This window comes from Streptomyces caniferus (genome assembly GCF_009811555.1).
GTDB lineage: Bacteria > Actinomycetota > Actinomycetes > Streptomycetales > Streptomycetaceae > Streptomyces > Streptomyces caniferus.
This window is the reverse complement of sequence record NZ_BLIN01000003.1, coordinates 713,872-739,430: the sequence shown is the minus strand read 5'-3', so window position 1 is coordinate 739,430 and position 25,559 is coordinate 713,872. Positions and strand designations below refer to the sequence as shown.

The following is a 25,559-nucleotide window of genomic DNA, read 5'->3' as shown; positions in this document are numbered from 1 at the left end:
TGCCGCCCCAGGCATCCGTGCCGTCCGAGCCGTCCGTGCCGTCCGGGCGGTCCGCCGTGGGTACCGTCGGCGGCGAGTACCACGCCCTGCTCGCCCGGCACGACGCCATGCGGCTGCGGCGGCGCATCCTCGGTCAGGGCCGAGCGCCGGCACCCGAACCGGATACGGCCGCCTTGTACGACGGCGCGGCGGACCAGCGCCTGATCACCCAGTACCTCGACCTGGTCACGCCGTTCGCCGACCTGATCGCCCACCTCTACGACGAGATGTTCGCCCGGTGGCCCTGTCTGCGGTCGCTGTTTCCCGCCTCCATGGACTTCCAGCGCGTGCACCTGGCCCGCGCCTTCTGGTACCTGATCGAGAATCTGCACCGCCCCGCCGAGGTGGCCGCCACCTTCCGGCAGCTCGGTCATGACCACCGCAAGCTCGGGGTGCGCCCGGCGCACTACGAGGCGTTCGAGGCGGCACTGTGTGTGGCGCTGCGACGCACCGCCGGGCCCCGCTGGGCCGAGGCGGTGGAGGAGGCGTGGGTGCGGATGCTGCGGTTCGCCGTCGCGTCGATGGTCGAGGGCGCCGACGCCGCGCTCGCCGAACCGCCGTGCTGGCAGGGCACGGTGACCGCCCACGAGCGGCGCCGCCCGGACCTCGCGGTGCTGCGGGTCCGGCTGCACGAGCCGTATCCGTACCGGGCCGGCCAGTTCGCGGCCGTCGAGTCCCCGCTGATGCGCCAGGCGTGGCGGCACTACTCCCTCGCGTCCGCACCGGCGCCGGACGGAGAAGTGGCGTTCCACATCCGGCGCACCGGTCCCGGCGGGGTCAGCGACGCCCTGGTCAGCGGCACCCGGGTCGGCGACGTCCTGCGGCTGGGGCCGGCGCACGGCACGATGACGCTCCGGGACGAGGACCGCTCCCGCGATCTGCTGATGGTGGCGGGCGGTACGGGCTGGGCGCCCATCAAGGCGCTGCTGGAGGACTGGGCGGCCCGCCGTCGCGGCACCGACGGCGGCCTTCCGCCGCGCTCGGCCGGCCGGGTACACCTCTTCGTCGGGGCCCGCGGCCGCGCCGAGCTGTATGACGCCGCGGCGCTGGCCGAGTTGGCGGCACGCCACGACCGGCTGCGGGTGGTCCGGGTGCTGGACGAGGACATCGTCCCGGAGTTCGACGACCCGTCGGCCGGTTACGGTCCGCTGGCCGAGGCGGTGGCACGGGAGGGGCGGTGGTCGGATCACCTCGCCTTCGTCAGCGGCCCGGCGGCCATGGTCGGTGCCACGGTCGCGCGGCTGACCGCGGCCGGCATGCCCGCCGACCACATGCGCCACGACCCGGTGCCGGACCCGTTGACCCCGCCGGCCGGCCGCTGCGCGACGTAACCCGGCAGACGGGGCGGTGACCGGAGCGGCGGAACGACGGAACCGGGGAGCGGTGGCGTGACGGCGTGATGGCGCGACGCCCATCGGGCCTTGGAAGGTGTGGTCCCCAGGAGGGCCGAACGGCCCCTGGCGGGCCGCCGACGGAACCCTTCTACTGACCGTGACTGACAGCCCAGCGCGTCAGCAGTGTCACCAGCACAGGGAGCACGCCGTGAACGACCACCCGGCCCGGCACACCGCCGGGACCGCCACCGACGCCATGCCGGTGTCCTGGGCCGACCGCGAGGCGTCCCGCCGCTGCACCGAACTGGACCGTGCCGAGGCCCTCCGCCTGTTGGGCAGCGTGCCGCTGGGGCGGATCGTCTTCACCCAGGACGCGCTGCCGGCCATCCGCCCCGTCAACCACCTCCTCCACCACGGCGAGGTGATCATCCGTACCCACGAGGGCGCGGCGCTGACCAGCTTGACCGTGCACGCGGAGGACGAGGGGGTGGTCGTCGCCTACGAGGCCGACGCCATCGACCCGGCCACGCACTGCGGCTGGAGCGTGGTGGTGACCGGCTACTGCCACCTGGTGACCGATCCCGACGACCTTGCGCACTACCAGGCGTTGCTGCACCCCTGGGCCGACCACCGGATGTCCTACGCGCTGCGGATCCGCCCGGACCTGGTCACGGGGCTGCGGTTGTCCCCCTGCGCCCCCGTCGCCGTGGCCGCTCCGCGTACCGTCAACTCACGGTAAGGAACGACTGCTTCGAGGTCAGCGGCAGAGCTGTTCCCCCCTGCGCGGTACGAGTAGCGGTACGAGTAGTGGCCGACTCCCCGGCGGCCGGCCGACGCGCTGAGCACCCCCCTGAAACGGCCGTCGGCCACGCGGCACGCATGCACCACGGGGCCGACGGCCGTCTGCGATGCCTCAGTTGTTGACCACCTGGGTGGTCGTCCCGCTGGACGGTGCGTAGCTCACGTCGCCGTTGTAGTTGCCGGTGACGAGGTGGGTTCCCTTCGGGAGGGGGTTGAACTGCGCGCTGGCCCGGCCGTTGACCAGGGTCACGGTCTGGGGGTGCGCCCGGCGATGGCGAGGGTGACGGTCCCGGTGGGGGTGCCCGTTCCGGGGGCCACCGCGGTGACCGTCGCGGTGACGGTCACCTGGTCGCCCGTCGTCGAGGGGTTCGGCGTGGACACCACGACCGTGGAGGTGGTCGCCCGGTTGACCGTCTGGGTGTCGGTGCCGCTCGACACGGCGAAGCTGTCGTTCCCGCCGTAGGAGGCCGCGATGGTGAACGGACTGCCCGTGGTGCCGGTGTAGGTGTGGGTGACGGTCGCGACGCCGGCGGACACCGGTGCGGTGGCGGAGCCGGTCCCGTCGCCGAAGGTGAAGGTGACGATGCCGGTGGGGGTGCCCGCCCCGGGCGGGACGGTGGTGACCGTCGCGGTGACGGTGACCGGCTGGCCGGCCACCGACGGGCTCGGCGCCAGGCTCACGTCGGTGGCGGAGGCGGCCTGTTGGACGGTCTGGGTGTCGGTGCCCGTCGAGGCGGTGAAGTTGCCGTCACCGCTGTAGGCGGCGGTGACGGCGTAGGGGTCCTCGGCGGCGTCGGCGTAGGCGTGGGTGACCGTCGCGGCTCCGCCGCTCAGCGGGGCGGTGACGGTGGGGGAGCCGTCGCCGAAATCGAAGGTCACCGTGCCGGCGGGCGCCCCGTCCCCCGGGGGGACGGGGGAGACCCGCGCGACGAGGGTGACCGCCTGCCCGGCCAGCGAGGGATCGGGGGAGGTCTGCACGGTGGTGGTGGTCGAGGCCGCCTCGACCACCTGGGTGTCCGTTCCGGTGGACGGGGTGAAGAAGACGTCGCCGCCGTAGGAGACGGTGACCTCGTAGGGAGTGCCGGAGGGAGCGGTGTAGACGTGGCCGACCGACGCCGTGCCTCCGGTGAGGGTCGCCGGCACGGGTGCCGAGCCGTCGCCGAAGTCGAAGGTGACGGTGCCGGTCGGGGTGCCGGTCGTCGGCGGCACCCCCGTGACCACGGCGGTGAAGGTCACCGCTTCCCCGACGGCGGAGGGGGCCGGCGCGGAGCTGACGGCCGTCTCCGTGGGCGCCTGGTAGCCGAAGCCGCCGGACACGGTCACGCTGCCGCCCGGGGTGGTGATGACGAGGTCGGCCGGACCCGGCGTGCCCGGGGGCGTCACCACCACCAGCAGGGTGTCGGAGTACGCACGGAAGGAGACCGCGGGCACTCCGCCGACGGTGACGGAGGTGACCCGGCTGAGCCCGGTGCCGCTCACCACCAGGGTGGTACCGCCCGCGATCGGCCCGGTGCTCGGGCTGACCCCGGTCACCGACGGCACCGCGGCATAGGTGTAGGGCAGTTGGTTGCTCACTCCGCCGATGGTGGTGACGTAGACCGGGACGGTGCCGGGCCCCGCGACGGGGGGAGCGGTCACCAGCAACTGCCCCTCGGAGACCGCGGTGGGGAAGGCGATCGCGTCACCGAAGTGCACCAGCAGCGCGGTGCTCAGGTTGGCGCCCACCAGCTCCACCACATTGCCCCCGCCGACCGGGCCGGCGGAGGGGATGAGCCGCGAAATGACGGGCCAGTAAAGGTAGGAGAAGTACCCGATGCGCGCGCTGCCGCCGGGTGTGGTGACGGTGACCGGGACCGCCCCGCTGCCCGATGGGGTCACCGCGACGATGGTCCGGTCGTCGAGGACGGAGAAGGCGGCCGCCCGTCGGGCGCCGAAGTACACCGCGGTGGCGCCGGTGAAGTGGCGCCCGACGATCGTCACCAGGGTGCCGCCGCGGTAGGAGCCCTGGTCGGGGAAGATCCCGGAGAGGCTCTGCAGTCCGGGCACGTCGGCCCGGCCGGCGAGGTCGGTCCGCCGTAGCAGCCCCGGTGCGGTGGCCGTCCGGGCCAGCGCACCGGGCAGTGCGTGCAGCAGCATGCTGCTGTCGAGCGCTCTCGGCAGGTCGGCGCGGTCCGCCGTGGTGCGGAGCACCAGATCGTCCCCGGCGCCTCGCGCCTCGCGCCACGAGCGGGACCGGGGCCCTCAGAGTGGGCACGACCTTGCGGGAGGCCGGGTCGATGACGGCGATGCAGTTCCCGTCCCGGTCGGTGATCAGAAAGGGCCCGTCCGGGCGCTCCGGTGTCAGCATGAGACCGCCCTCGCTCGTGTGGTGCTTCCGGCGACCGCATCGACGGCTCCCGCGCGGCACCGCGCCAAGGGAGACGGAGCGGGCCGGTGCGGCAACCGGCGCGCCCTCCCGACCACGGGGCGCGGCCCGGTGAGGTACGCGGGGCGAACAGGACGGACAGCATGCATGACGGCTCCAGACCAGCTCGCGGGCCGGCCGCACCATGTGGCGCATGCTGGGGCGCCGATACGGCCGTTACCTGCATGCCTCAACGGAGGAGCGCGCTCGGACGCCTCGTCATGACGAGACTCCGGCAAGGGCGCCTTCCACTCCCCCGGAAAGGATGGGCGGCCCACCGGAATCGGACGGACTCAGTAACCCATTCCGGTGACGACGAAGGCAACACTCCGCGTACGAGGTCACCCGAAAGGCCGATCGCGCGGCGCGACACGTCGCTCGCGACGGCCGGATCCCCAGGCGGCAGTGCCGAGACGGCTGACGGCGGCCCTCGTCCCGCTCACCTCGGCGGTTGTTCCCTGCCCGGACCACTTCGCCCGCGAGGAGAAGGCGCTACCAGACCGCCCTCTCGTCATCAGGACCATCACCGGATTCTCCGCGACCACTTCAGCCAGGACGTCACGTTTTGTACCTCCCTCGAGGAATTCGGTAGCGGCTACCACAGCAAGAACTCGGGCGGCGCCTCGGAAGCGGAACTGGAACGACGTATCCAGCGGTCCTCGGAATACTTCCTCGAAGAGTTCGCCGTATTCTGCTGCCGCAAGGACAGCGGCCTGCCGGTCATGCTCTACCCCGGATCGTTCGGCACGCTCTCCGAAATCGCCGCGGGCGACCACGAGGGAGCGTTGAAACAACTGCGCGATCTGATCGTGGTGTCCCTTCGGCTCCGCGGGCGAGCGCCGTGTCCGCGGCACACCCCGGTACCCCGCTCGTAGCGATGCCGGCCTGCTGACCTGCTGAAATGGCGGCCGTGGCGGCCTTCGGCGGAGCATGGAAGGTGTGCCGGGCCCGGATCTTGACGTCAGCCGACGGAATGTTCAGGCTTGGTCCGGCAACAAGTCACTGCGGGTCCGGCATCCGGTCTGCCCGTGGCGTACACCATGGTGTCCCTCATGGCAGGCTGAAGGGATCGAAAATGTTCCGCAAGGTACTGGTCGCCAATCGTGGTGAGATTGCGATTCGCGCTTTCCGCGCCGGCTATGAGCTGGGCGCGAAGACCGTTGCCGTCTTCCCGCACGAGGACCGCAATTCACTGCACAGGCTGAAGGCCGATGAGGCACACGAGATCGGCGAGCCGGGCCACCCGGTGCGTGCCTACCTCTCCGTGGAGGAGATCGTCCGTGCTGCGCGCCGGGCGGGAGCGGACGCGGTCTACCCGGGCTACGGGTTCCTGTCCGAGAACCCGGACCTGGCGCGTGCCTGCGAGGAGGCGGGCATCACGTTCGTCGGGCCGAGCGCGGGCACGCTCGAACTGACCGGGAACAAGGCGCGTGCGGTGGCTGCCGCGCGTGCGGCCGGTGTACCGGTGCTCGGTTCCTCGGAGCCCTCCAGTGACGTGGACGAACTGGTCCGTGCCGCCGACGACATCGGCTTCCCCGTGTTCGTCAAGGCGGTCGCCGGCGGCGGAGGGCGCGGTATGCGCCGCGTCGAGGACCCCGGCACGCTGCGCGAGTCCATCGAGGCGGCGGCCCGCGAGGCCGCGTCCGCGTTCGGCGACCCCACCGTCTTCCTGGAGAAGGCCGTCGTCGACCCCCGGCACATCGAGGTGCAGATCCTCGCCGACGGGCAGGGCGAGGTCATCCACCTCTTCGAACGTGACTGCTCTCTCCAGCGCCGGCACCAGAAGGTGATCGAACTCGCACCCGCGCCGAACCTCGACCCGGCGCTGCGCGAGCGGATCTGCGCCGACGCCGTGCGGTTCGCCCGGGAGATCGGCTACCGCAACGCGGGCACCGTGGAGTTCCTGCTCGACCGCGACGGCAACCACGTCTTCATCGAGATGAACCCGCGCATCCAGGTCGAGCACACGGTGACCGAGGAGGTCACCGACGTCGACCTCGTACAGGCGCAGCTGCGGATCGCCGCGGGCGAGACACTGGCGGACCTCGGCCTCACCCAGGACACGGTCGTCCTGCACGGCGCCGCGCTGCAATGCCGGATCACCACCGAGGACCCCGCCAACGGCTTCCGCCCGGACACCGGACGGATCAGCGCCTACCGGTCGCCGGGCGGCTCGGGCATCCGCCTGGACGGGGGCACCACGCACGCCGGTACGGAGATCAGCGCGCACTTCGACTCGATGCTGGTCAAACTCACCTGCCGGGGCCGGGACTTCAGCACCGCCATCGGCCGGTCCCGGCGCGCCGTGGCCGAGTTCCGCATCCGCGGCGTGGCCACGAACATCCCGTTCCTGCAAGCCGTGCTCGACGACCCGGACTTCCGGGCCGGCCGGGTCACCACCTCGTTCATCGAAGAGCGCCCGTACCTGCTCACCGCGCGCCACTCCGCCGACCGCGGCACGAAGCTGCTCACCTACCTCGCGGACGTGACGGTGAACAAGCCGCACGGCGCACGGCCCGAGCTGATCGATCCGATCACCAAACTGCCACCCCTGCCCGCGACGGAACCGCCCGCCGGCTCCCGGCAGCGGCTCGCCGAGCTCGGCCCGGAGGGGTTCGCCGGGTGGCTGCGCGCATCGCCGGCCATCGGAGTCACCGACACCACCTTCCGGGACGCCCACCAGTCACTGCTCGCCACCCGGGTCCGTACCAAGGACATGCTCGCCGTCGCCCCGGTGGTGGCGCGGACGGTGCCGCAACTGCTGTCCCTGGAGTGCTGGGGCGGCGCCACCTACGACGTCGCGCTCCGCTTCCTCGCCGAGGACCCCTGGGAGCGCCTGGCCGCACTCCGCGAAGCCGTGCCGAACATCTGCCTGCAGATGCTGCTCCGCGGCCGCAACACCGTGGGCTACACGCCGTACCCGACCGAAGTGACCGACTCCTTCGTGCGGGAGGCCGCGGCCACCGGTATCGACATCTTCCGGATCTTCGACGCGCTCAACGACGTCGGGCAGATGCGGCCCGCCATCGACGCCGTACGGGAGACCGGGACGGCCGTCGCCGAGGTCGCCCTGTGCTACACCTCCGACCTGTCGGACCCGTCCGAGCGGCTCTACACCCTGGACTACTACCTCCGTCTGGCCGAGCAGATCGTGGCAGCCGGCGCCCATGTCCTCGCCATCAAGGACATGGCGGGGCTGCTCCGGGCGCCGGCCGCCGAGACCCTCGTCTCGGCCCTGCGCCGGGAGTTCGACCTGCCGGTGCACCTGCACACCCATGACACCGCGGGCGGCCAGCTGGCCACCTACCTCGCCGCGATCCGGGCCGGCGCGGACGCGGTGGACGGCGCGGTGGCGTCCATGGCCGGTACCACCTCGCAGCCTTCGCTGTCGGCGATCGTGGCCGCGACCGACCACTCCGCACGGCCCTCAGGGCTGGATCTGAAGGCGGTCGGGGACCTGGAGCCGTACTGGGAGAGCGTCCGCCGGATCTACGCGCCGTTCGAGGCGGGCCTGGCCTCGCCGACCGGCCGCGTCTACCACCACGAGATCCCCGGTGGGCAGCTCTCCAACCTGCGCACACAGGCAGTCGCGCTCGGCCTGGGCGACCGCTTCGAGGAGATCGAGGCGATGTACGCCGCCGCCGACCGGATTCTCGGTCGCCTGGTGAAGGTGACCCCGTCGTCCAAGGTGGTCGGTGACCTGGCCCTGCACCTGGTGGGCGCCGGGGTGGCGCCGGAGGACTTCGAGGCGGCTCCGGACGAGTTCGACATCCCCGATTCCGTCATCGGTTTCCTGCGCGGCGAGTTGGGCAACCCGCCCGGCGGGTGGCCCGAGCCGTTCCGCACCAAGGCGCTGCAGGGCCGCGCCGAGCCCAGGCCGGTGCAGGAACTGACCGCGGACGACCGTACGGGACTGGAGAAGGACCGGCGCGCGACGCTCAACCGGCTGCTGTTCCCCGGGCCGGCGCGCGACTTCGAGGCACACCGTCAGGACTACGGCGATACCAGCGTGCTGGACAGCAAGGACTTCTTCTACGGTCTGCGTTCCGGAACGGAGTACGCCGTCGACCTCGAGCCGGGCGTACGGCTCCTGATCGAGCTGGAGGCCGTCGGAGAGGCCGACGAACGCGGTATGCGCACCGTGGTGTCCACCCTGAACGGCCAGCTGCGGCCGATCCAGGTACGTGACACCGCAGTGGCCTCCGACGTACCGGCGACGGAGAAGGCCGACCGGGCCAATCCCGGTCATGTCGCTGCTCCGTTCGCCGGAGTGGTGACGCTCGCGGTGGCCGAGGGCGACGAGGTGGAGGCCGGCACCACAGTGGCCACCATCGAGGCGATGAAGATGGAAGCCGCGATCACCGCCCCGAAGACCGGGCGGGTGGCCAGGCTGGCCATCAACCAGATCCAGCAGGTGGAGGGTGGCGACCTCCTCGTCGACCTCGGGTGAATCGCCTCCCGCTACGGCACGAGCGGTGCCGCCACCGGCACGGATGCCGGCCACGCCAGGAAGGGCGTGGCCGGCATGAGCGATCCGGGTGCGAGCAGGTTCACGCCATCGGAGGTCCGATGCTCGTCCGTGAACAGCCGGAATCGCCGTCAGGAAGGGGCAGTCGGCGTAAAGGGCCGTCCCGGGCTACGGCCCCCGACGAGATCCCGCCGGCCAAGGAGAGAAACCCGGCAGCGCTGCCGCCAGTTGCTCGGCTCCTCCGGCCTCGTCGGCCCGAGGCCGCTACGCGGAGGCGGCTCGCTCCCAGATCTGCCGGGAGGCTTCCAGCGGGTAGGCGGCGTCGGAGGGCGGGAGGTTCCAGAGCCGGGTGGTCTGCCGGTCGAGGGTGAAGCGCGGCCAGCCCGGATCGCCGGCCGAGGCGAAGGAGGTCCAGGCGGTGCGCAGGCGCCCGGACAGGTCGGCGAAGTCGGCGGGCGGCGGCGAGCCCAGGAACCGGGCGGCGAAGCGGCTGGTGGCATTGCCGAAGGTGAAGGGGACGTCGATGCCGTGGGCGGCGCCGAGCGTGGGGCCCTGCCAGGTGAAGTCGTACAGCCAGGTCCGTCCGCCCGCGCCTGCGTGAGCCCGGGCGACACGAGTGGTCGGCATCCGGATGAGCGCGTCGGACAGCATCGTCGTGAACAGGTCGGAATCGGTGAGCCCGGGGTGGGCCCGGCGGTAGGCGGCAGCCGCCTCCCCGCCGAGCCCGACCGCTTCGGCGACCGGACCCAGGTCGACCCCCGCGGGAGGGGCAGCGCCCTGGCCACGGAACTCCTCGTGGGTGAAGCCGCAGATCAGGTCGATGCCGCTGCCCGCACCCGCTTCAAGGGCAGCCCAGGGCTGACCGGCCACCAGGTCGCCGTCGATGACGGGGCCGAACGCCGTGAAACCGTCGTCGCGTCCGCGCAGCGGAGCGTCCTGGACCGCCAGGAGCGCTTCGGGCGACAGCCCGCTCAGCCCGTCCCGCGTGGCCGCGACGGCCGCGGCCCGTGCGATCGTCGCGGTGACCGTCCCGGCCTCGGCCCGGCTGCGGACCCCGGCCGGGACGCTCTGGGCGATGACGCGCCGGAACAGGCCCCGTGCGGTGGGTGCGGTCATCAGCAGGACGGCGGAGGCGGCCCCGGCGGACTGTCCGAAGACGGTCACGTTCCCGCTGTCGCCACCGAAGGCGCCGATGTTGTCCCGGACCCATTCGAGAGCGGCGACCTGGTCGCGCAGCCCACGGTTGTCCGGAACGCCCGGCAGGTGCCCGAATCCCTCGAAGCCGACCCGGTAGTTGAAGGTCACCACGACGACCCCGGAGCCGGCGAGCACGGCTGCGTCATAGTGGGGCATGCTCGCCGCTCCGTGCTTCCACAGGCCGCCGTAGATCCACACCATGACCGGCAGACCGGCCGCACCGGGGTCGGGGGTCCACACGTTCGCCGTCAGGCAGTCCAGCCCGTCGTCGGGCCGCCACATCGCCGGGGCGCCGGGAGCCGGGGCCAGTTGCGGTGGCGCGGCCCCGAAGGCGAGGCCGTCCCGGATGCCGTCCCATGCCGCGGGCGGCTCCGGGGGCCGGAACCTCAACGGGCCTTCGGGCGGGGCGGCGAAGGGGAGGCCCAGGAAGCGCGCGACCCCGTCCCGGCAGGAGCCTCGAACCCTCCCGGCAGACGTCGGCACCACAGGATCCATACAGCCCTCCTCGGACAAGACGGTTGACGGTTCTCCCGGCCACAGAGAGGCCAGCGGGATTCTACGGCGGACCGGGAAGCGGAGCGGGGGGCGGGAAGCGGCGGCCGGAGCGCCCGCTGAGGCGGGCATCGAGCCGGCCGCCCCACGAGGCGGGGCCGGCCATCACCTCCGACAGGCGGTGCGGGAGCCCCCCTCGGGTAGGGCGAACGGCTGCATCCCGTCGCACCCCGCGTCCGCCGGCCGGCTTCGGGGGGAAGAGTGGGACTGCGCGGAGGACCGCGCTCGTGCGGCACCGGATGCGGAGGAGCCAGATGAGCAGCCGACGGAACGACCGCGAGCGGTGGGACGTGGTCGTGGTGGGCGCCGGACCGGCCGGGCTGGCCTGTGCCCGGGACCTGCTCACGGCGGGGCTGCGGGTGCGGCTGCTGGAGGCGACCGACAGCGTCGGCGGCCGGATGCGCACGGACCGCGTGGCGGGGTGCACGGTGGACCGGGGCTTCCAGGTCTTCAACACGGCTTATCCGCAGGTGCGGCGCCGGGTACCGCTGAAGCGGTTGCGGCTGCGCCGCTTCACGCCCGGCTTCCTGGTGTACGACGGCGACCGGCGGTTCAGGTTCGCCGACCCCACCCGCGCCCCCCGGCAGGCACTGGAGGGGCTGGCGGGCGGCCTTGCCGGGCCGCGCGACCTGGCCGCCCTCGCCACGCTGACCGGCCGGGACGCCCTCGCACCCGCGGCGCTGCTGCGGCGCGGGCGGGACACCACGACCCGGCGGACGCTGGCCAGGGCCGGCTTCACCGACGGCTTCGTCGAACGGTTCTTCCGGCCCTTCCTGTCCGGGGTCTTCCTGGAGGACGAGCTGGAGACCTCCAGCCGGTTCTTCCACTTGGTGTGGCGGAGCATGGCCCGCGGCACCCTCTGCCTGCCGGCAGAGGGCATCGCGGCCGTGCCCGAGCTGCTGGCGGCAGAGCTGCGGCCCGGCACCCTGGCCCTGGAGTCGCCGGTGACGGACCTGACGGACGAGGGTGTCCTCGTGGACGGAGACCGGCCCGTGGCGGCGCGGGCGGTGGTGGTGGCGGCGGAGCCCACGGCGGCGGCCCGCCTGCTGCCGCGCCTGACCGTGCCCCCGTACCGAACGGTGACGACGTACTACCACCTCGCCGCCCGCTCCCCCCTGCGCGAACCGACGCTGGTGACCGATGTGCGGGGGCGGTTGGTGAACACCTGCGTGCTGAGCGAGGTACAGCCCGGTCACGCCCCGCACGGGTACGCGCTCGTGGCGACCTCCGTGCTCGGCGGTGACGCCGACGGCCGGGAGAAAGCGGTGCGGGCGGCCCTCGCCGAGTGCTACGAGGCGGACACCGGCACCTGGGACCTGATCGCCACGTACACCGTGCGGGACGCGCTCCCCGCGATGCCGCCGGGACTGCCGCTCAGCCGCCGCACCCGGGTGAGCGCGGGGCGCTATGTGTGCGGCGATCATCGGGCGACGGGGTCGGTGCAGGGGGCACTGGCATCGGGCGCACGAGCCGCCCGGGAGGTGGCGGTGGACCTGGCGGGCGGGTGACGGGGCGGCTCGGACGGGCCGGCATCCGCCCCGCCGGACCTCCGGCCGGGTGGGCCGGGGTCAGGGCGGCCCCTCGTCCCACCGGCGGTCGGTGCGCAGCACCTCGTCCAGGTCGCCGAGGCGATCGAGGCCCCGCACGGTGCGCGCGGTGCGCTGGTTGCCGGCGAGCAGGACGCGGTGCCGCTGGGTGAAGGACCAGTAGCCGGTGGTGTAGGGGCAAGCCCGCTGCCCGGTGCGGTCCGAGGGGCGATAGGCGCAGCCGTCGCACAGGTCGCTCATGCGGTGGATGTAGGCGCCGCCCGAGGTATAGGGCTTGGTGGTCATCCGGCCGCCGTCGGCGTACTGGGACATGCCGGTGACGTTGGGCAGCATCACCCAGTCGTACCCGTCGACGAAACAGCGGTGGAACCAGTCGGTCACCTCGCGCGGGTGCCAGCCGCGTTGCAGGGCGAAGCTGCCGAGCAGCATCAACCGCGGGATGTGGTGCGTCCATCCGGTGTTCCGCACCTGCGCGAGGACGGTGGCCAGGCAGCGGGCGGTGACGCTGTCCGCGTCGAGTTCGCGGAACCACTCGGGCAGCGGCGCGTGATGGCGCAGCGCGTTGCGGTTGCGGTAGTCGTCGCCGAAGTGCCAGTACAGCTGCCATACGTACTCGCGCCAGCCTGCGATCTGCCGTACGAACCCCTCGACGCTGTTGACGGGTGCCCGGCCCGCCCGCCAGGCGCTCTCGGCAGCCGCCACACACTCGGCCGGGTCGAGCAGGCCGAGGTTGAGGGAGGACGACAGCAGGCTGTGGCTCATCACCGGGTCGGCGGCGAGCATCGCGTCCTCGTGCGGCCCGAACCCGGCGAGCCGGTGCTCGACGAACCGGCGCAAGGCGGTCAGGGCTTCCCGGCGGGTGGCGGGGAAGCGCCATGGTCCGTCACGGCCGACGAAGCGGATGCCGTCCTCGCGCTCCCAGCGGTCCAGGTCGGCTCGGACCTCCTCGTCGATGCCGTCCTCGCGGGGCCGGTAGGGCGCGGGTGCGCCGAGGGTGCGGGCGTCTTTGGGCGGTGGCTCCCGGTTGGCGTGATCGTGGTTCCACCGCCCGCCGGCCGGGGCGTCGCCGTCCATGAGCAGGTCCAGTTCGCGGCGCACCCAGCGATAGAAGTCCTCCTGCCGCAGGTGGTTGCCGCCGCGCCCGGCCGCCCAGGTGCGGAACCTCTCGGGCGGCAGCAGGAAGCCGCGCGCCGGCAGCATCCGCGCTTGCGGCAGCGAGCGCACCAAACAGTGGGCGGCATGAGAGGTGGGGTGGTGCACGGTCACGGCCCGGTCCTGCGCAGCCTCCCGCAGCCCCTCGCGGTAGGTCTCGGCCTGCACGTGGACGACGCGGTCGCCGAGTTCGGCGGCCCGGTGGCGCATCGCGGAGAGCACCAGGTGGGCCTTGGCACGGTGGAAGCGGCGCCGGCGGAACACCGAGCGGGCCTCGATCAGCACCACAGGAGCGTCCCGGCCGGGCCCGTCCGCGCCGGGGGTCAGGAAATGCGGGCCGAGCTGGTCGCCGAACAGCCAGTGCGGAGTGATCACGATGACCACCTTGCTACGCCTGCTCGGCACCTGCCCGTCGGAGACGAGCGGACCTTGTCCGGGTGACGGTCGTTCACTAAGCGCATCCAAGACATGTGCTATGAAACACCTGGCATTACATGGCGTGGGGGCGAAGTGATGGCTTCATTCGAAGGTTGGCTTGTGGGTCGCGCGGCTGAGATGGCGGAGCTGTCCAGGCTGGTGGAGTCCACGCTCGCGGGCGAGGGGCAGGCCGCGTTCGTCGTGGGTGAGGCCGGTCTCGGGAAGACCACGGTGCTCGAACAGGCCGCGGCGGACGCAGAGCGCAGGGGCCTGCGGGTGCTGCACGGGAGTGCCCAGGAGCTCGCGGAGGCATGGCCGTTCGCCTTCATTTCCAGCTGCGTGGGGCTGGAGGAGTCTCCCTCGGATGCCCGGCGGGCCCGGGTCGCCGAGGTGCTGCGCGGCGATGCCCGCTATGGGGTGCCGGGCGCCAAGAGCGAGGCGGCCGGGGCGTACGCGGCGACGATCGAGGCGCTGATCGGGCTGGTCGAGGACTTGTGCGCACAGGGGCCGCTGGCGCTGTTCCTCGACGACCTCCAGTGGGCGGACTCGGCAAGCGTGGCCGTGCTGCACAAGCTGGTGTGTTCGGTGCATCAGTTGCCGCTTCTGGTGGTGGGCGCTCACCGGCCCGTGTCCGGAGCCGGGGAAGTCGACCACCTGTCGCGGAGCCCGATCGCCGGACGTCGCACCCTGCTGGAGCTGGCACCCCTCGATACGGAGGCCGTGGCGGCTCTGCTGGCAGACCTGTGCGGCCGGCCGGCCGGTCCGCGACTGCGCCGCATGGCCGAGGGAGCCGCAGGAAACCCGCTGTACCTCACCGAGTTGATCGCCGCGCTGAGGCGCGAGCACGCCATCGAGGCCGGTGGGACCACGGCGGACATCGCCGCCGGCATCTCGCTGCCGCCGCTGACCGCGCTGGTGACGCACCGGCTTCGCCCTCTGCGTGATGACGTGGTGCAGGTGCTGCGCGTCGCCTCCGTACTGGGCGCCAGTTGCACCACCGCCGAGCTCGCTGAGGTGGTGGACCTTCCGCTACGCGACCTGCTGGCCGTCATAGCGGAGGCCGAGGCAGCCGGGGTGCTGAGGGACACCGGCCAACACCTGCGCTTCCGGCATGAGCTCATCCGGCACGCCTTGTACGACGCCGTGCCGGGTTCGGTCCGGGCCATGCTGCACATGAGAGCAGCACAGTGTCTGGCCCGGGCCGGCGCAGCTCCCGAACGCGTTGCCGAGCACCTCCTGGGCGGGCTGCCGAGCCCGGACTTCCTGATCACGTGGCTGGAAGGATCCGCGGCACGGCTCACCACGCGGGCACCAGCCATGGCGCTGCGACTGCTCACCACGGCACTGGAACTCGGCGACCCCACGGATGCCGGATACGCCGGCCTCCGTCTCCACCACGCCCTTGCCCAGCTCTCCTGCGGTCTCCTCGCCGAGGCGGAGGAAAGTGCCCGCTGCGCCCTGGCCAAGGCACCCGACCCCGGGTGGGAATGCCTGATGCGCTGGATCGTCATCCAGGCCGCATTCGCCCGTGGCCGGCCCGACCTGGCGCTGGCGGAGGCACGGGCCGGATGCTTGAGCCCGGACCTGCCGGCGATCGAGGCGGTCCGGCTCCAGGCGTTCAGCGCCGTATGCCTCTTCGCGCTGGGCGACCTCACCGAGGCCGGCGCGGTCGCCTCACGTGCCCGGCGCGCAGCCGACAAGGCCGGCGACAGTCAGGCGCTGGCCAGTGCCCTGCACGTACTGGCGGCCAAGCGCTTCCTCGAAACACCTGACGCCGAGGCGGTCGAACTCGCGCGGCAGGCGTCCCGCCTCACGCCCGACACGATGCACCCGGCGCAGTGGGTGGGGCTGCAACTCGCGCTGGTGAACTACTACGTCGACCTCGATCTCGGACGCGACGCCCAGCGGACCCTCGCCGCCCTGCGCATCCCGGCGGAGCGCACCGGAGGGATGTTCCTGCCCTGGTACCACCTGTCCTGCGCGCTCCTCGCGTTCCACACGGGGCGCTGGGACGATGCGCTGGCGGAGATCGCATCAGGTCTCGACTGCGGAGGCCAGGACGAGCTGAGCCGGGCGCTGCGGGCGGTGGCGGCATTGATCGCCGTGCACAGAGGCAGAAGGCCCCTCGCCGAAGAACATCTGACCGCTCCGCTGCCCGAGGTCGACCACTCGACGGTCGCCGCCTTCTACGAGTATCTGCCGCTGTGCGCCGGCGTCCTGCTGGACGAAGCGCAGGGCGATACCCAGCGCGCCTACTCCCGACTCGCCGAGGCGTTCGACAGCGGCGTCGGCCACCTGCCGGGCCAGCTGATCCTCAGCTTTCTGACACCTGATCTGGTCCGCCTCGCCCTGGCACAGGGGGACCATGCGAACGCTCAGCGCTACGCCGCCGCCGCGCAACGGCGCGCCGACCACAGCGGCGGCCTCTACCACCTCGGTGACGCCTACCGCTGTCAAGGTCTGCTGAGCGGGGACCCCGATCTGCTCATGGAAGCGGTCCGCTGCTACCGCAACGCTCCGCGGCCGCTCAATGCGGCGCACGCTCTCACCGATGCGGCGGAACTGCTGGCCCGTAGAAGGCGGCTGGACGACGCCCGCGTCCTGCTCGATCAGGCGCTGGACACGTTCACGCGGATGGGCGCGGTCTGGGACGCGGCCCAGGCGACGTCCCGGCTGCGTGCGGTCGCCGTTCGCCGGGGCTCGCACCGGACCCGAACCGGTTCTCGCGACGGCTGGGAAGCACTCACCCATACGGAACGCCTGGTCGCGGAGCACGTGGCCGAAGGGTGTTCCAATCCCGAGATAGCGTCTCGGCTGTCCATCGCCCGGAGCACCGTCAGCACCCATGTGTCCAGCATCCTCAGGAAACTGGCGATGACCTCACGGGTCGAAATCGCCGCGGAGGTGACCCGCCGGCAGAAGTCCGGAGGGCCACCTCCGCAGGACTGACCCCCTCGGCGCTCGACGCGTGGTTCCCCGGCCCCGTTCGCGGAGGCCGGGGAACCGTCCGACGGCGTGCCGTCAGATCATGCGGCGGAGCGCACTCGGATCACGGGGGAGTGCTCGGCACAGGTCACCGGTTGTCGACGCACTCCGGAGCGGGGCTGTCGCTCGTGCACAGCACCAGGTCGCTGCTGCGGCTGTCGGTGCCGTCCTTGGCGGGGACGGTGGCGGTGCCGTCGCCGGACCAGGTGTCACCGAGATCATTGGTGAACGTCCACTTGCCCGTCACCGTCTTCATCAGCTGGCCTCGCATGGCCCAGCTGTAGTTGCCCGGCTTCACGGAAATCTTGTTCGCGTCGCTCACGGCGTCGGTCTGGGTCCAGGAGTGCTCGTAGCGTGCGGAGAGCGCCGTACTGACCTTGGCCGTGACGAATTCGACGTTGACCCCGACCTCGCTGGTGACGGTGAGGGAGGTGCCCACCGTATTGGTCTGGGACGTGGTCTGCGTCCAGGTGATGGTCCGTTCCCCGGCGTCGGTGCTGTTGTTCCACACGTTGGAGCTGACCCGCTTCAGGTTCCCCACGGAAGCCACGCTGTCGCCGGTGACCTCGTAGTCGCACGACTTGACGCTGCCGGCAGCATTGCTGCACTGCTTCAGGGCGTACGCGGTGGCCAGGTCCGCGAGGCTGGGGCCGGTGTACTCCGACCCGGGCGTCGGGCCGATGGTCCACTCCTGATTGCTGGCACCGTTGCAGTCGTGGATACCCACGGTCGTGCCGTCGTTCGCGCTTCCCCCGAACACGTCCATGCACTTGTCGGTGCTGACGTTCCGGATCAGGTAGTAGTTGTCACCACCGCCGGAGGGCTGCAGATACCAATTCTGCTTGCTGTTTTTCTGGTCGCAGTACTCCGGCTCGACGAGGTGGCCGTTGTCGGTGTCGAAGTCGACGCACTTCTGCGTCTTGTCGTTGCGGATCAGGAAGCTCCCGTCCCTGTTGGGAAGGATGCTCCAACTCGCTATCGGAGACTTGTTGATGACCATTCCGGTCTTGTAGTCCGGCGAGTCCGCAGCCAGGTCCAAGGACGCCGCGAGGCCGTCGCTCTGGGGCAGACGCGGCGACAGGGACAGGCCGGTCATGGCGGGGGTGTCCGCGTGAGCCGTTCCGGTCGTGAGCGGAGACACTGACGTGGCCAGGGTGGCGAGGGCGACCGCGGCAAATGCGGCCAGCGTCCGCCGCGCTGACCCGTGGGGGGCCGGCTCGGTGATCATGGTTATTCGGTTCTCCTCGGGCAGTTCTTGCCTGTGGGGCGGGTCGGTGACCGGCCCTCGTGCCGTGGCAACGCCCTCGGAAAAGGGAGGAAGCACCCATCCCCGGCTGTGGCCCTGCTGCGGCGGTGCCAACGTACGGAGGTCCGCCCGGTGTTACATCCGTCAACTGACGGAGGACTTGCGGGAGGGCACTCTCGGCGGTGCCGCCTTCTCCGTTCGACAGGCCGCGCCGACGCCGGCCTGCGCCGCACTCCCCTGACCGGCGTCAGCTCTGCCCCCGGCACCGGCTGAACGCCCTCGCCAACGTTCCCTCAGGGGCGGGTACTACTCCGCCTCGACTCCGACTCCCCGCGGCCAAGACGTCCGGCCCGAAGCCACCTTCGAAGCACCCGCCCGTGCCCGATCACCAGGCGCCTCGGCCCGTGCGCTTCACGCAGCCGAAGGCCACCGCCTCTCCTCCGCCCGCCCCGGCAGCTGCGCCCGCCCGGACGGCGCGGGCCCACCGACCGTGAAAGCCGCCGAAGTTCCTGGACGGCGTCCGGGAGCAGCCACCCCCTCATCGAGCAGTCCAGACAGGAGTGGACCGCGTCAGCCAGGGCGCGGCACCGGCGGGCCGACCGAAAGGCGCCCGCCAGGCAAGAGCCCGGTCCAGGCGCCTTTCGTCGTGCCCTTAGACATCGTTTCTTTTGGCGCCTCGCGGCGACTGCTACGTGGAAGGTTGTCCTGTCACCGCCAGCACGTCCATCAGGTGGTGCTGGGCTTGGGCGTGTGCCTCCTGAGCATTGAGTGTTCCTACATCCAGGCTCAGAACATGCCACGGGGTCTGTGCTAGGAGACGGCAGGTCAGGTCAGCCTCGAAGCGGAGATGAGCGGCGGCCGACGAGAGGTCATGAACAGCCCGAGTGCCAGGGGAGCCAGCGAGTTTCCGCACGTACCAGTCTTCCCAGACATCGCCTTCTCGCTCGACTGCGCGCCGCAGCGCCGTCTCCGGATTGTCGTGGACGTAGACGACGGTGACCTGGGCCGGCTCCACAGCCCGGGCCAGCTCTTCCATGACGTGGACGAGAGTCCCCTCGTCGTGGCCCCATGCCACAAGGGACGGAATGAAGGGCAGAAGGGCATCCGTCACCAGGTAGTCCTTGCCCGCCGCGAGTGAGTCCGCGACGTAGGCGCGAGTGCACTCAACTAAGGTCGCAGGCTGGACGGCGGAAGCCCCACCAGCGAACTCTTCAGCCACGGGCCGGAAGGCCGACCGTGTGAGAATGTCGGCCTCCTCGAAGTGGTCGACCGATGCGCCGACGCTGGTAAGCCACTGGGCCACCGCACGGCACAGGGTGGACTTGCCGACGCCAGGGCTACTCCCGATGACGGAGATGAGATGCATAGTCATGGCGGCAGTCTCGCACCCGTGCGGAGTCCTTCACCCGGTGAGCCGACGGTAGTTGATGAGGGCTGCGGCGATGCCGACGAAGGCGAGGAAGTGCTCGGCCTTGCGCTCGTAACGGCGGTGCAGGCGTCGGCAGCCGGCCAGCCAGGACACGGTCCTCTCGACCACCCGGCGATGACGGCCCAGCCGCTGTGAGGACTCGATACCCTTACGGGCGATGCGGTGGCGGATGCCACGCTCTCCGAGCCATCTGCGCAGGTGGTCGTAGTCATACCCTTTGTCGGCGTGGAGCTTGGCCGGGCGCCGGCGGCGCGGGCCGCGACGGGAGCGGATAGGTGGGATCCCGCGCACGAGCGGCTGAAGACCAAGGCTGTCGTGCATGTTGGCGCCGGAGATGCCCAGGGACAGAGGCAGTCCGTTCCGGTCCGTGATGAGGTGGATTTTCGATCCGTTCTTGCCGCGGTCGGTCGGATTCGGTCCCGTCAGTGGCCCCCTTTTGCCGCCCGGACGCTCACAGAGTTGATCGCGCACCGCGACCAATCCAGCTCACCGAGGGCGCCGAGTTCGTCGAGGATGACCCGGTGGAGCCGGGCCCAGACCCGGTCCCGGCTCCACCGGGCGAAGCGCCGGTAGACCGTCTGCCAGCATGGCCCGAAGACTGGTGGAAGCTGCCGCCACGTACACCCAGAGGTCGCTACGAAGATGATCGCGGCCAGGGCCTCGCGGTCACCCGCCCGGCGCCGACCCCCGCCCTGCGGACGCTTTACTTCCGTCGGCGGCACCACTCGCCGGAACAGTACCCATAACTCGTCCGGCACCAGCCGTTCAACCAGGTCCACCATGACCTATCCAACGACCGTCAGACACCAAAAGAAACGATGTGTTATCGGCAATTTCCTGCCCACTGCCGAACCTGAGCCCCCCGGCCGGGTCCCCGCCCCGGAGTCGTAGTCACGAACCATGCCGACCGCGGCCTCGTACAGCCCTGGGGACGAGCCGCGCTGAACGACGTCGCCACGCCGGGCAATCTCTCCCGCGTGGCTTTGTCAGTAGGTACCGGTTCTGACTCACATTCCGTGACGTTGCACGGCGCCGACGCGGGTCGGCCGAGGGGCGCTCTGGCAGCCTGGATGAACTCTGCGAGCAGAGCGACCGCTCGCTGCTCCCGCCGATACGGATCGGTAGGCACCTCGTATCGCCAGGACAGATCTGCTCTCCGCCATACAGGTCAGTGCCAGTTACGCGACTGAATGATCAGAACGCTGTCGGCAGCGCCGTTCCCTCGCGCCACTTCAGGATCAAATGGCGCGAGGGCACGGCCTGCTGACCAGAGGGAACTACGTTCGGTAGTTGATCGCTTGGGGCCCGTAGTGCTTTCCGCGCGCTGTGCTGTGGAGGTGCCCGCCGAGGGCACTTCCAGAAGGGGCACACGTATGTCAGCGCTGCTGGGCCTTGCGGCGGCGGAACACGAGGTAGCCGCCGGCCGCGACGAGCGCAGCGGCTGCCGTGGACAGCAGGCCGACGGGGGCGCCGTTGCCGGTCTCGGCGAGGTCGCCGCTGTCCTGTGCGGACGGGGACGACGGCTCAGGAGGCGCCGGGACGGCGCTCGCGGGGGCGGTCGATGTAGGGGTGGTGGTCGACTGCGCGGGGCTCGACGGGGTGACGGACGCCGACGGCTTGCCGCCGCCCGGCTGGGTGTCGTCCCCGCAGTCGGTCCAGAAGACCTTGTGCTTGGCCCGGCCCCGCTCGCCGTCGAAGTTCCAGAAGAGCTTGTAGTGCCCGTCGGGCAGGGACTGGTCCTGTGTACGGCCGTGTCCTTCGCCGTCGAGTGTCAGGGATCCAGTCTTCACGGTCTCGCCCTTGACGCCGGCGGTCGGGGCCCAGGATTCGATGTGCCAGTCGACCTGCTGGCCGCCGTCGAAGCCGAAGGCGTCGAGGTAGAAAGTGCACACGTGGGGCTCGTTCTTGCGAAGCTCCTCACCGGTCTTGGCGTCATGGATCTTCACGGTTCCGTTGTCGCCGGGGGCGGTGGCGTGAGCGGAAGGGGCGAGCAGCAGAGCCACGGCCACGGCGGCCGTGAGCGTGCCTGTGGAAACAAGCGGGCGCATGGGCATTCCATCGGGAGAAGAGGAGGGTTGCCGTGGGGGGCGGCTCAGCTTCCTGCGCCCCCAGAGGACCGTCAAGGCACCGCAAACACTTATGCCGCATAGCGCATCGCTCACCCCATTAGTCCCGCGTAACGATTGGGTACGGGCCCACTGGCCTTGACCACGTCCTTCTGAACCGCTGATCCCGGTTGTCATCCCCTGCCGCGCTGGGATGGACAGCCGCGACAGCGTGCGCGAGGCTCCGCCAGGTGGAGGGAACCGTCACGCCGGACAGTGGGGTGTGACGCGCCGCATTTCGTTCCGGTCTTGAACCGATTTGGCTCCCGCGCCCGGCAGGCAGACACCCACGGCCCCGCACTGGCAATCTGTGCGGCGACAAGGCGGCCAGCTCCTGCCGGAATCGCCGATACCGCGGGTCAGGCCCGTGATCACGCCGCGGGCGTCGGAGCGCCAGTACGGGGCGAACAGGCCGGAGAAGGCAGGGACGATGTAACAGCCGCCGTTGTCCCTCACCGAGCTCGCCAGGGTCTCGATCTCCGCGGCGGTGCCGATCAGGCCCAGCTGATCGCGCATCCACTGGACCAGCGAGCCGGTGACCGCGATGGAGCCTCCAGCGGGTAGACCGGCGCTCGTCGGCCGATCCGGTGGCCGACCGTGGTCAGCAGCCCGCTGTGGGAGTGGACGGGCCGGCGGCCGGTGTTCATCAGCAGGAAGGTGCCGGTGCCGTACGTGGCCTTGGCCTCGCTTTCGGAGAAGCAGGTCTGGCCGAACAGCGCCGCCTGCTGGTCGCCGAGCGCGGAGGCGACCGGCACGCCGTAGAGGGCTCCGCCGGCCATGCCGTACACCTCGGCGGAAGAGCGGATCCGCGGCAGGATGGCGGCCGGGATATCCGTGACGGCAAGGAGGCGCTCGTCCCACTCCAGGGCGTGCAGGTTCATGAGCATGGTGCGCGAGGCGTTGGTGACGTGGACGCCGCAGGAAGGGCCGCCGGTGAGGTTCCAGATGACCCAGGAGTCCATGGTCCCGAAGAGGATCTCGCCGCGCTCGGCGCGCTCGCGCAGGCCGGCGACGTTGTCCAGCAGCCAGCGGATCTTGGGGCCGGAGAAGTAGGAGGTCAGCGGCAGGCCGGTCGCGTGGCGGAACCGGTCCTGGCCGACGTTGCCGCCGAGCTCCTTGCACAGCGCGTCGGTGCGGGTGTCCTGCCAGACGATGGCGTTGTGCACCGGCTCGCCAGTTTTCTTGTCCCAGAGGACGGTGGTCTCGCGCTGGTTGGTGACGCCGATCGCTCTGAGGCCGCGGGTGATCCCGACTTTGTCGAGGGCGTCGGCGACGACCTCCTCGACGTTGGTCCAGATCTCACTGGCGTCGTGCTCCACCCAGCCCGGCCTGGGGAAGATCTGCTCGTGCTCCTTCTGGTCGATGGAGACGATCCGACTGTCCCGGTCGAAGAGGATGCATCGGCTTGACGGTGGTGCCCTGGTCGATCGCGGCGATGAACGGGCCGGCGGTTCGCGTGTCGGTCACGGTGTGCTCCTGGAGCGGCGGCTCAATACGGTGCGGGGGGTGGGGCGGCTGGGCTCGATTGATCCTTGAGGTAGCGATCCAGAGCCTGCCGTGGCCGAGACCGCGCGGCACGGCGAGGGCGCAGTCTCGTATGGCAGCCGCGCCCGCACAGGTCGCCCGCCCGGAATCCCCCGGGGTGATCGAGCCGAGCTCTTCCGCGAGCGCACTGTCGGCGTAGGCCAGCAGGGGCCGGCCAGAGATGGGTGGCGCTGCTCGAGGCCCCATGGAGCGCAGGGCGATCCGGGCCGCCGCCTGCAGATCGTCCATTGGGCGGGCCACGTGACCTCGCACTGGCCGACGTAGGTGACGCCCCATCAGCGAGTGTGCGATGCCGTCGTCTGTCCCGGATGCGGAGTGACGATGCAGCCGCCTGCGTACGGGAGCCGTCGCGGATCGTGAGTGTGTGGGCCGCGGAACTCGCCGTGGGAGGAGGTCATTTGCCTCCAGCGCAGTCGTAGAGGGTGAAGCTTCCGTCCGAGATCTGACCGTAGGCGCTTGGGGAGACGGGGGTGCAGCTTTTCTTCACCCAGACCGACGCCGGAGTGGACGGTCGGCGCGTGGTGAGGAGGGCGTAGCGCAGTTGGTGGGCGGAGACCAGGTCCCTGAGTCGTGGTGCGGTCGGATAGGGGGTCAGGCCGGTAAAGCCGCCCATGACCAGGAGGGGTTGGGGGGTGGCGCGCAGCAGGGGCTCGGCGCCGTAGGCGGCTTGGGTGGCGAGCAGGTACTTCTCCCCGGAACGGTGCGCGGAGAGGTAGTGCAGCAGTGCGGTGTCCCGCGCGGACGGTGTGTTCAAGGGGTTCCGGAGGACCTTGGCCCGGTGATGGTGCGTACCGTGGAAGCCGGGGCCGACCGGTCCGGCCAGGGGTTCGATCGGTGAGCCGGGGTAGCGCGGGTTCAGGCAGGAGGCGGCCCAGACGGCCGGGGCGAGGAGTACGGCCGCCAGCGACGCCGCCAGGGCGCTGCGCATGGCCGCTCGTGTGGTGCGGGGCCCGCTGGTCCACAGTCCGACGGTCCCGCACAGGCCGAGCATCAGCACCACCGGCAGCAGCCAGGGCACGAATTCGCTGTGCGGGCCGTCGACGACCGCAGCCCACAGTGCCGTGAGCCCGACAGCGACGGGCAGCGCCGCCCGGCGTCGGCCGCCGGCGCGGTACTCGGACCGGAAGAGCGCGATTCCGCCACCGGTCAGCGCGGCGAGGGCCGGGGCCAGTACGGCCGTGTAGTAGCCGTGGTTGCCGTTGGAGTTGCTGAAGACCACGAGGTGCATCACCAGCCAGCCGCCCCAGAGCAGGAACCCGGCCCGCGGCCCGTCGGTGCGCGGTCGTCCGGCGCGCCACCACACGCCCAGCGCCAAGGCCAGTACGGCGAGCGGCAGAAGCCAGGCGATCTGCGGGCCCACGTCATGGTTGACCACCATGCTCCACCCCGTGTTCCCGCTGGTACGGCTGGCGGCGGTCCCGGCGACGGCGCCCAGCGCGTGCGGGTCGTGGCCGAAGCGGCTCAGCCCGTTGTAGCCGAAGACCAGGGTGAAGGGGTTGTTGTTGCTGGTTCCGTCGAGGTAGGGACGGTTCGCGGCGGGGGAGGCCCATACCAGCAGCAGCCAGGAGCAGGAGACGACGAGTGCGGTGAACCCGGCGAGCAGCAGCCGCCGGGCCCGGTCCCACCAGGGGCCGGGCGCTGCGAACTGGTACACCGCGGCGAAGACCGGCAGGACGAGCCAGGCCTGGAGCATCTTGGCCTGGAAGGCCAGTCCCACCCATGCCCCGCAGACGAGCAGCGGCAGCAGTCTCCCGGTACGGACGGCCTTCTGCAACGACCCCGCCGCCAGGACCAGCAGCAGGACGAGCAGGGTGTCGGGGATGTTGTGCCGGTTGAGCGCGACGGTGACCGGGGTGAGGGCGAGCGCCAGCGCGGCCAGCAGCCCCGCCAACGGCCCGGCCCAGGCACGCACGATCCGGTGCAGCGCCCAGACGGCGAGGAGGCCCTCCAGTACCTGCGGCAGTACCGCCGCCCAGTTGTACGGCCCGAGGATCCGGACGGAAAGGGCCTGCGGCCACAGCGCTCCGGGGATTTTGTCCAGGCTGATCGAGCCGCTCGGGTCGAGCCCGCCGAAGACGAAGGCGTGCCAGTCCGCCGCCATCGACCGCACGGCCGCGCTGTAGTACGGATGCACCGCGGCACGCCCGAGGGCCCAGGTGTAGAGCACCGCGGCGGCTGCCAGGATCAGCAGCAGGGCGTATGACTCCCGGCTGAGGGGGGTGGGTTGCCGGAGCTTGGGGCGGACGGCGCGGCTGATGTCGCGGATGCGGTCGTGGCGGTCGGTGGGGTCCCGGGTGACGGGGACGGTGGCCATGGCGGGGTCTCTCCTGGGGCGGCG

Annotated in this window: 14 protein-coding genes and 1 pseudogene; 5 read left to right on the top strand and 10 right to left on the bottom strand. The window is 71.3% G+C overall.

Annotated features, from left to right (window positions below; genetic code table 11):
• Positions 1-56: 56 nt before the first annotated feature.
• Positions 57-1,370: a globin domain-containing protein gene (locus Scani_RS11945; protein ID WP_246295716.1), complete on the top strand. Its 1,314-nt coding sequence runs from the start codon at positions 57-59 to the stop codon at positions 1,368-1,370.
• A 259-nt stretch (positions 1,371-1,629) separates the two neighbouring features.
• A complete protein-coding gene (locus tag Scani_RS11940) occupies positions 1,630-2,112 on the top strand; it encodes a pyridoxamine 5'-phosphate oxidase family protein (protein WP_159475806.1) in 483 nt (160 codons plus the stop codon).
• Between the two features lie 174 nt (positions 2,113-2,286).
• Here Scani_RS11940 and Scani_RS11935 read toward each other — a convergent pair whose 3' ends face one another.
• Positions 2,287-2,424 (bottom strand): Ig-like domain-containing protein, encoded by a 138-nt coding sequence (locus tag Scani_RS11935; protein ID WP_159473547.1) that lies wholly within the window; start codon positions 2,422-2,424, stop codon positions 2,287-2,289.
• Entirely contained in the window at positions 2,421-4,364 is a 1,944-nt protein-coding gene (locus Scani_RS11930) for an Ig-like domain repeat protein (RefSeq protein ID WP_159473544.1), read from the bottom strand. Before Scani_RS11930 ends, Scani_RS11935 begins: the two co-directional genes overlap by 4 nt.
• 1,289 nt (positions 4,365-5,653) lie before the next feature.
• On the opposite strand from Scani_RS11930, the gene Scani_RS11925 reads away from it, so the two are divergent.
• Entirely contained in the window at positions 5,654-9,028 is a 3,375-nt protein-coding gene (locus Scani_RS11925; protein WP_159473541.1) for a pyruvate carboxylase, read from the top strand.
• A 282-nt stretch (positions 9,029-9,310) separates the two neighbouring features.
• Here the strand turns inward: Scani_RS11925 and Scani_RS11920 are convergent, their stop codons facing one another.
• The gene (locus Scani_RS11920) at positions 9,311-10,738 is read right to left on the bottom strand and encodes a carboxylesterase/lipase family protein (protein ID WP_159473538.1); all 1,428 of its coding nucleotides are present in this window, start codon (positions 10,736-10,738) and stop codon (positions 9,311-9,313) included.
• Positions 10,739-11,049: 311 nt separating this feature from the next.
• Here Scani_RS11920 and Scani_RS11915 point away from each other — a divergent pair, with 311 nt between their 5' ends.
• The gene (locus Scani_RS11915; protein ID WP_159473535.1) at positions 11,050-12,303 is read left to right on the top strand and encodes an NAD(P)/FAD-dependent oxidoreductase; all 1,254 of its coding nucleotides are present in this window, start codon (positions 11,050-11,052) and stop codon (positions 12,301-12,303) included.
• Between the two features lie 60 nt (positions 12,304-12,363).
• Here Scani_RS11915 and Scani_RS11910 read toward each other — a convergent pair whose 3' ends face one another.
• Entirely contained in the window at positions 12,364-13,869 is a 1,506-nt protein-coding gene (locus Scani_RS11910) for a cryptochrome/photolyase family protein (RefSeq protein WP_159473532.1), read from the bottom strand.
• 162 nt (positions 13,870-14,031) lie between these two features.
• Here Scani_RS11910 and Scani_RS11905 point away from each other — a divergent pair, with 162 nt between their 5' ends.
• Positions 14,032-16,860, top strand: coding sequence for a helix-turn-helix transcriptional regulator (locus Scani_RS11905; protein ID WP_159473529.1), 2,829 nt, complete (start codon positions 14,032-14,034; stop codon positions 16,858-16,860).
• A 124-nt stretch (positions 16,861-16,984) separates the two neighbouring features.
• On the opposite strand, the gene Scani_RS11900 is transcribed toward Scani_RS11905, so the two are convergent.
• The 6 genes and pseudogenes from Scani_RS11900 to Scani_RS11875 all read right to left on the bottom strand — a co-directional run bounded on the left by Scani_RS11900 (position 16,985) and on the right by Scani_RS11875 (position 25,535).
• Positions 16,985-18,124, bottom strand: coding sequence for an RICIN domain-containing protein (locus Scani_RS11900; protein WP_159473526.1), 1,140 nt, complete (start codon positions 18,122-18,124; stop codon positions 16,985-16,987).
• Between the two features lie 706 nt (positions 18,125-18,830).
• Positions 18,831-19,514: a nucleoside/nucleotide kinase family protein gene (locus Scani_RS11895; RefSeq protein WP_174872668.1), complete on the bottom strand. Its 684-nt coding sequence runs from the start codon at positions 19,512-19,514 to the stop codon at positions 18,831-18,833.
• Between the two features lie 30 nt (positions 19,515-19,544).
• Positions 19,545-20,353 (bottom strand): IS5 family transposase gene (locus Scani_RS11890; protein ID WP_159473523.1). Its coding sequence is split into 2 segments (ribosomal slippage): positions 19,545-19,999 and positions 19,999-20,353, totalling 810 coding nucleotides; the frame shifts between segments, so codons are not numbered across the junction.
• 594 nt (positions 20,354-20,947) lie between these two features.
• Positions 20,948-21,619 (bottom strand): LPXTG cell wall anchor domain-containing protein, encoded by a 672-nt coding sequence (locus tag Scani_RS11885; RefSeq protein WP_159473520.1) that lies wholly within the window; start codon positions 21,617-21,619, stop codon positions 20,948-20,950.
• Between the two features lie 411 nt (positions 21,620-22,030).
• Positions 22,031-23,143: pseudogene (locus tag Scani_RS11880) on the bottom strand (FGGY family carbohydrate kinase); the annotation flags it as partial.
• Between the two features lie 472 nt (positions 23,144-23,615).
• Positions 23,616-25,535, bottom strand: a complete 1,920-nt coding sequence (locus Scani_RS11875; RefSeq protein ID WP_159473517.1) for an ArnT family glycosyltransferase — start codon at positions 25,533-25,535, stop codon at positions 23,616-23,618.
• Positions 25,536-25,559: the final 24 nt, after the last annotated feature.

Excerpts from the sequence above, each read along its gene's own strand:
- Scani_RS11900 (WP_159473526.1), bottom strand. The coding sequence starts at position 18,124 with ATGATCACCGAGCCGGCCCCCCACGGGTCAGCGCGGCGGACGCTGGCC.
- Scani_RS11885 (WP_159473520.1), bottom strand. The coding sequence starts at position 21,619 with ATGCGCCCGCTTGTTTCCACAGGCACGCTCACGGCCGCCGTGGCCGTG.
- Scani_RS11915 (WP_159473535.1), top strand. The coding sequence starts at position 11,050 with ATGAGCAGCCGACGGAACGACCGCGAGCGGTGGGACGTGGTCGTGGTG.
- Scani_RS11920 (WP_159473538.1), bottom strand. The coding sequence starts at position 10,738 with ATGGATCCTGTGGTGCCGACGTCTGCCGGGAGGGTTCGAGGCTCCTGC.
- Scani_RS11895 (WP_174872668.1), bottom strand. The coding sequence starts at position 19,514 with ATGACTATGCATCTCATCTCCGTCATCGGGAGTAGCCCTGGCGTCGGC.
- Scani_RS11940 (WP_159475806.1), top strand. The coding sequence starts at position 1,630 with ATGCCGGTGTCCTGGGCCGACCGCGAGGCGTCCCGCCGCTGCACCGAA.
- Scani_RS11875 (WP_159473517.1), bottom strand. The coding sequence starts at position 25,535 with ATGGCCACCGTCCCCGTCACCCGGGACCCCACCGACCGCCACGACCGC.
- Scani_RS11925 (WP_159473541.1), top strand. The coding sequence starts at position 5,654 with ATGTTCCGCAAGGTACTGGTCGCCAATCGTGGTGAGATTGCGATTCGC.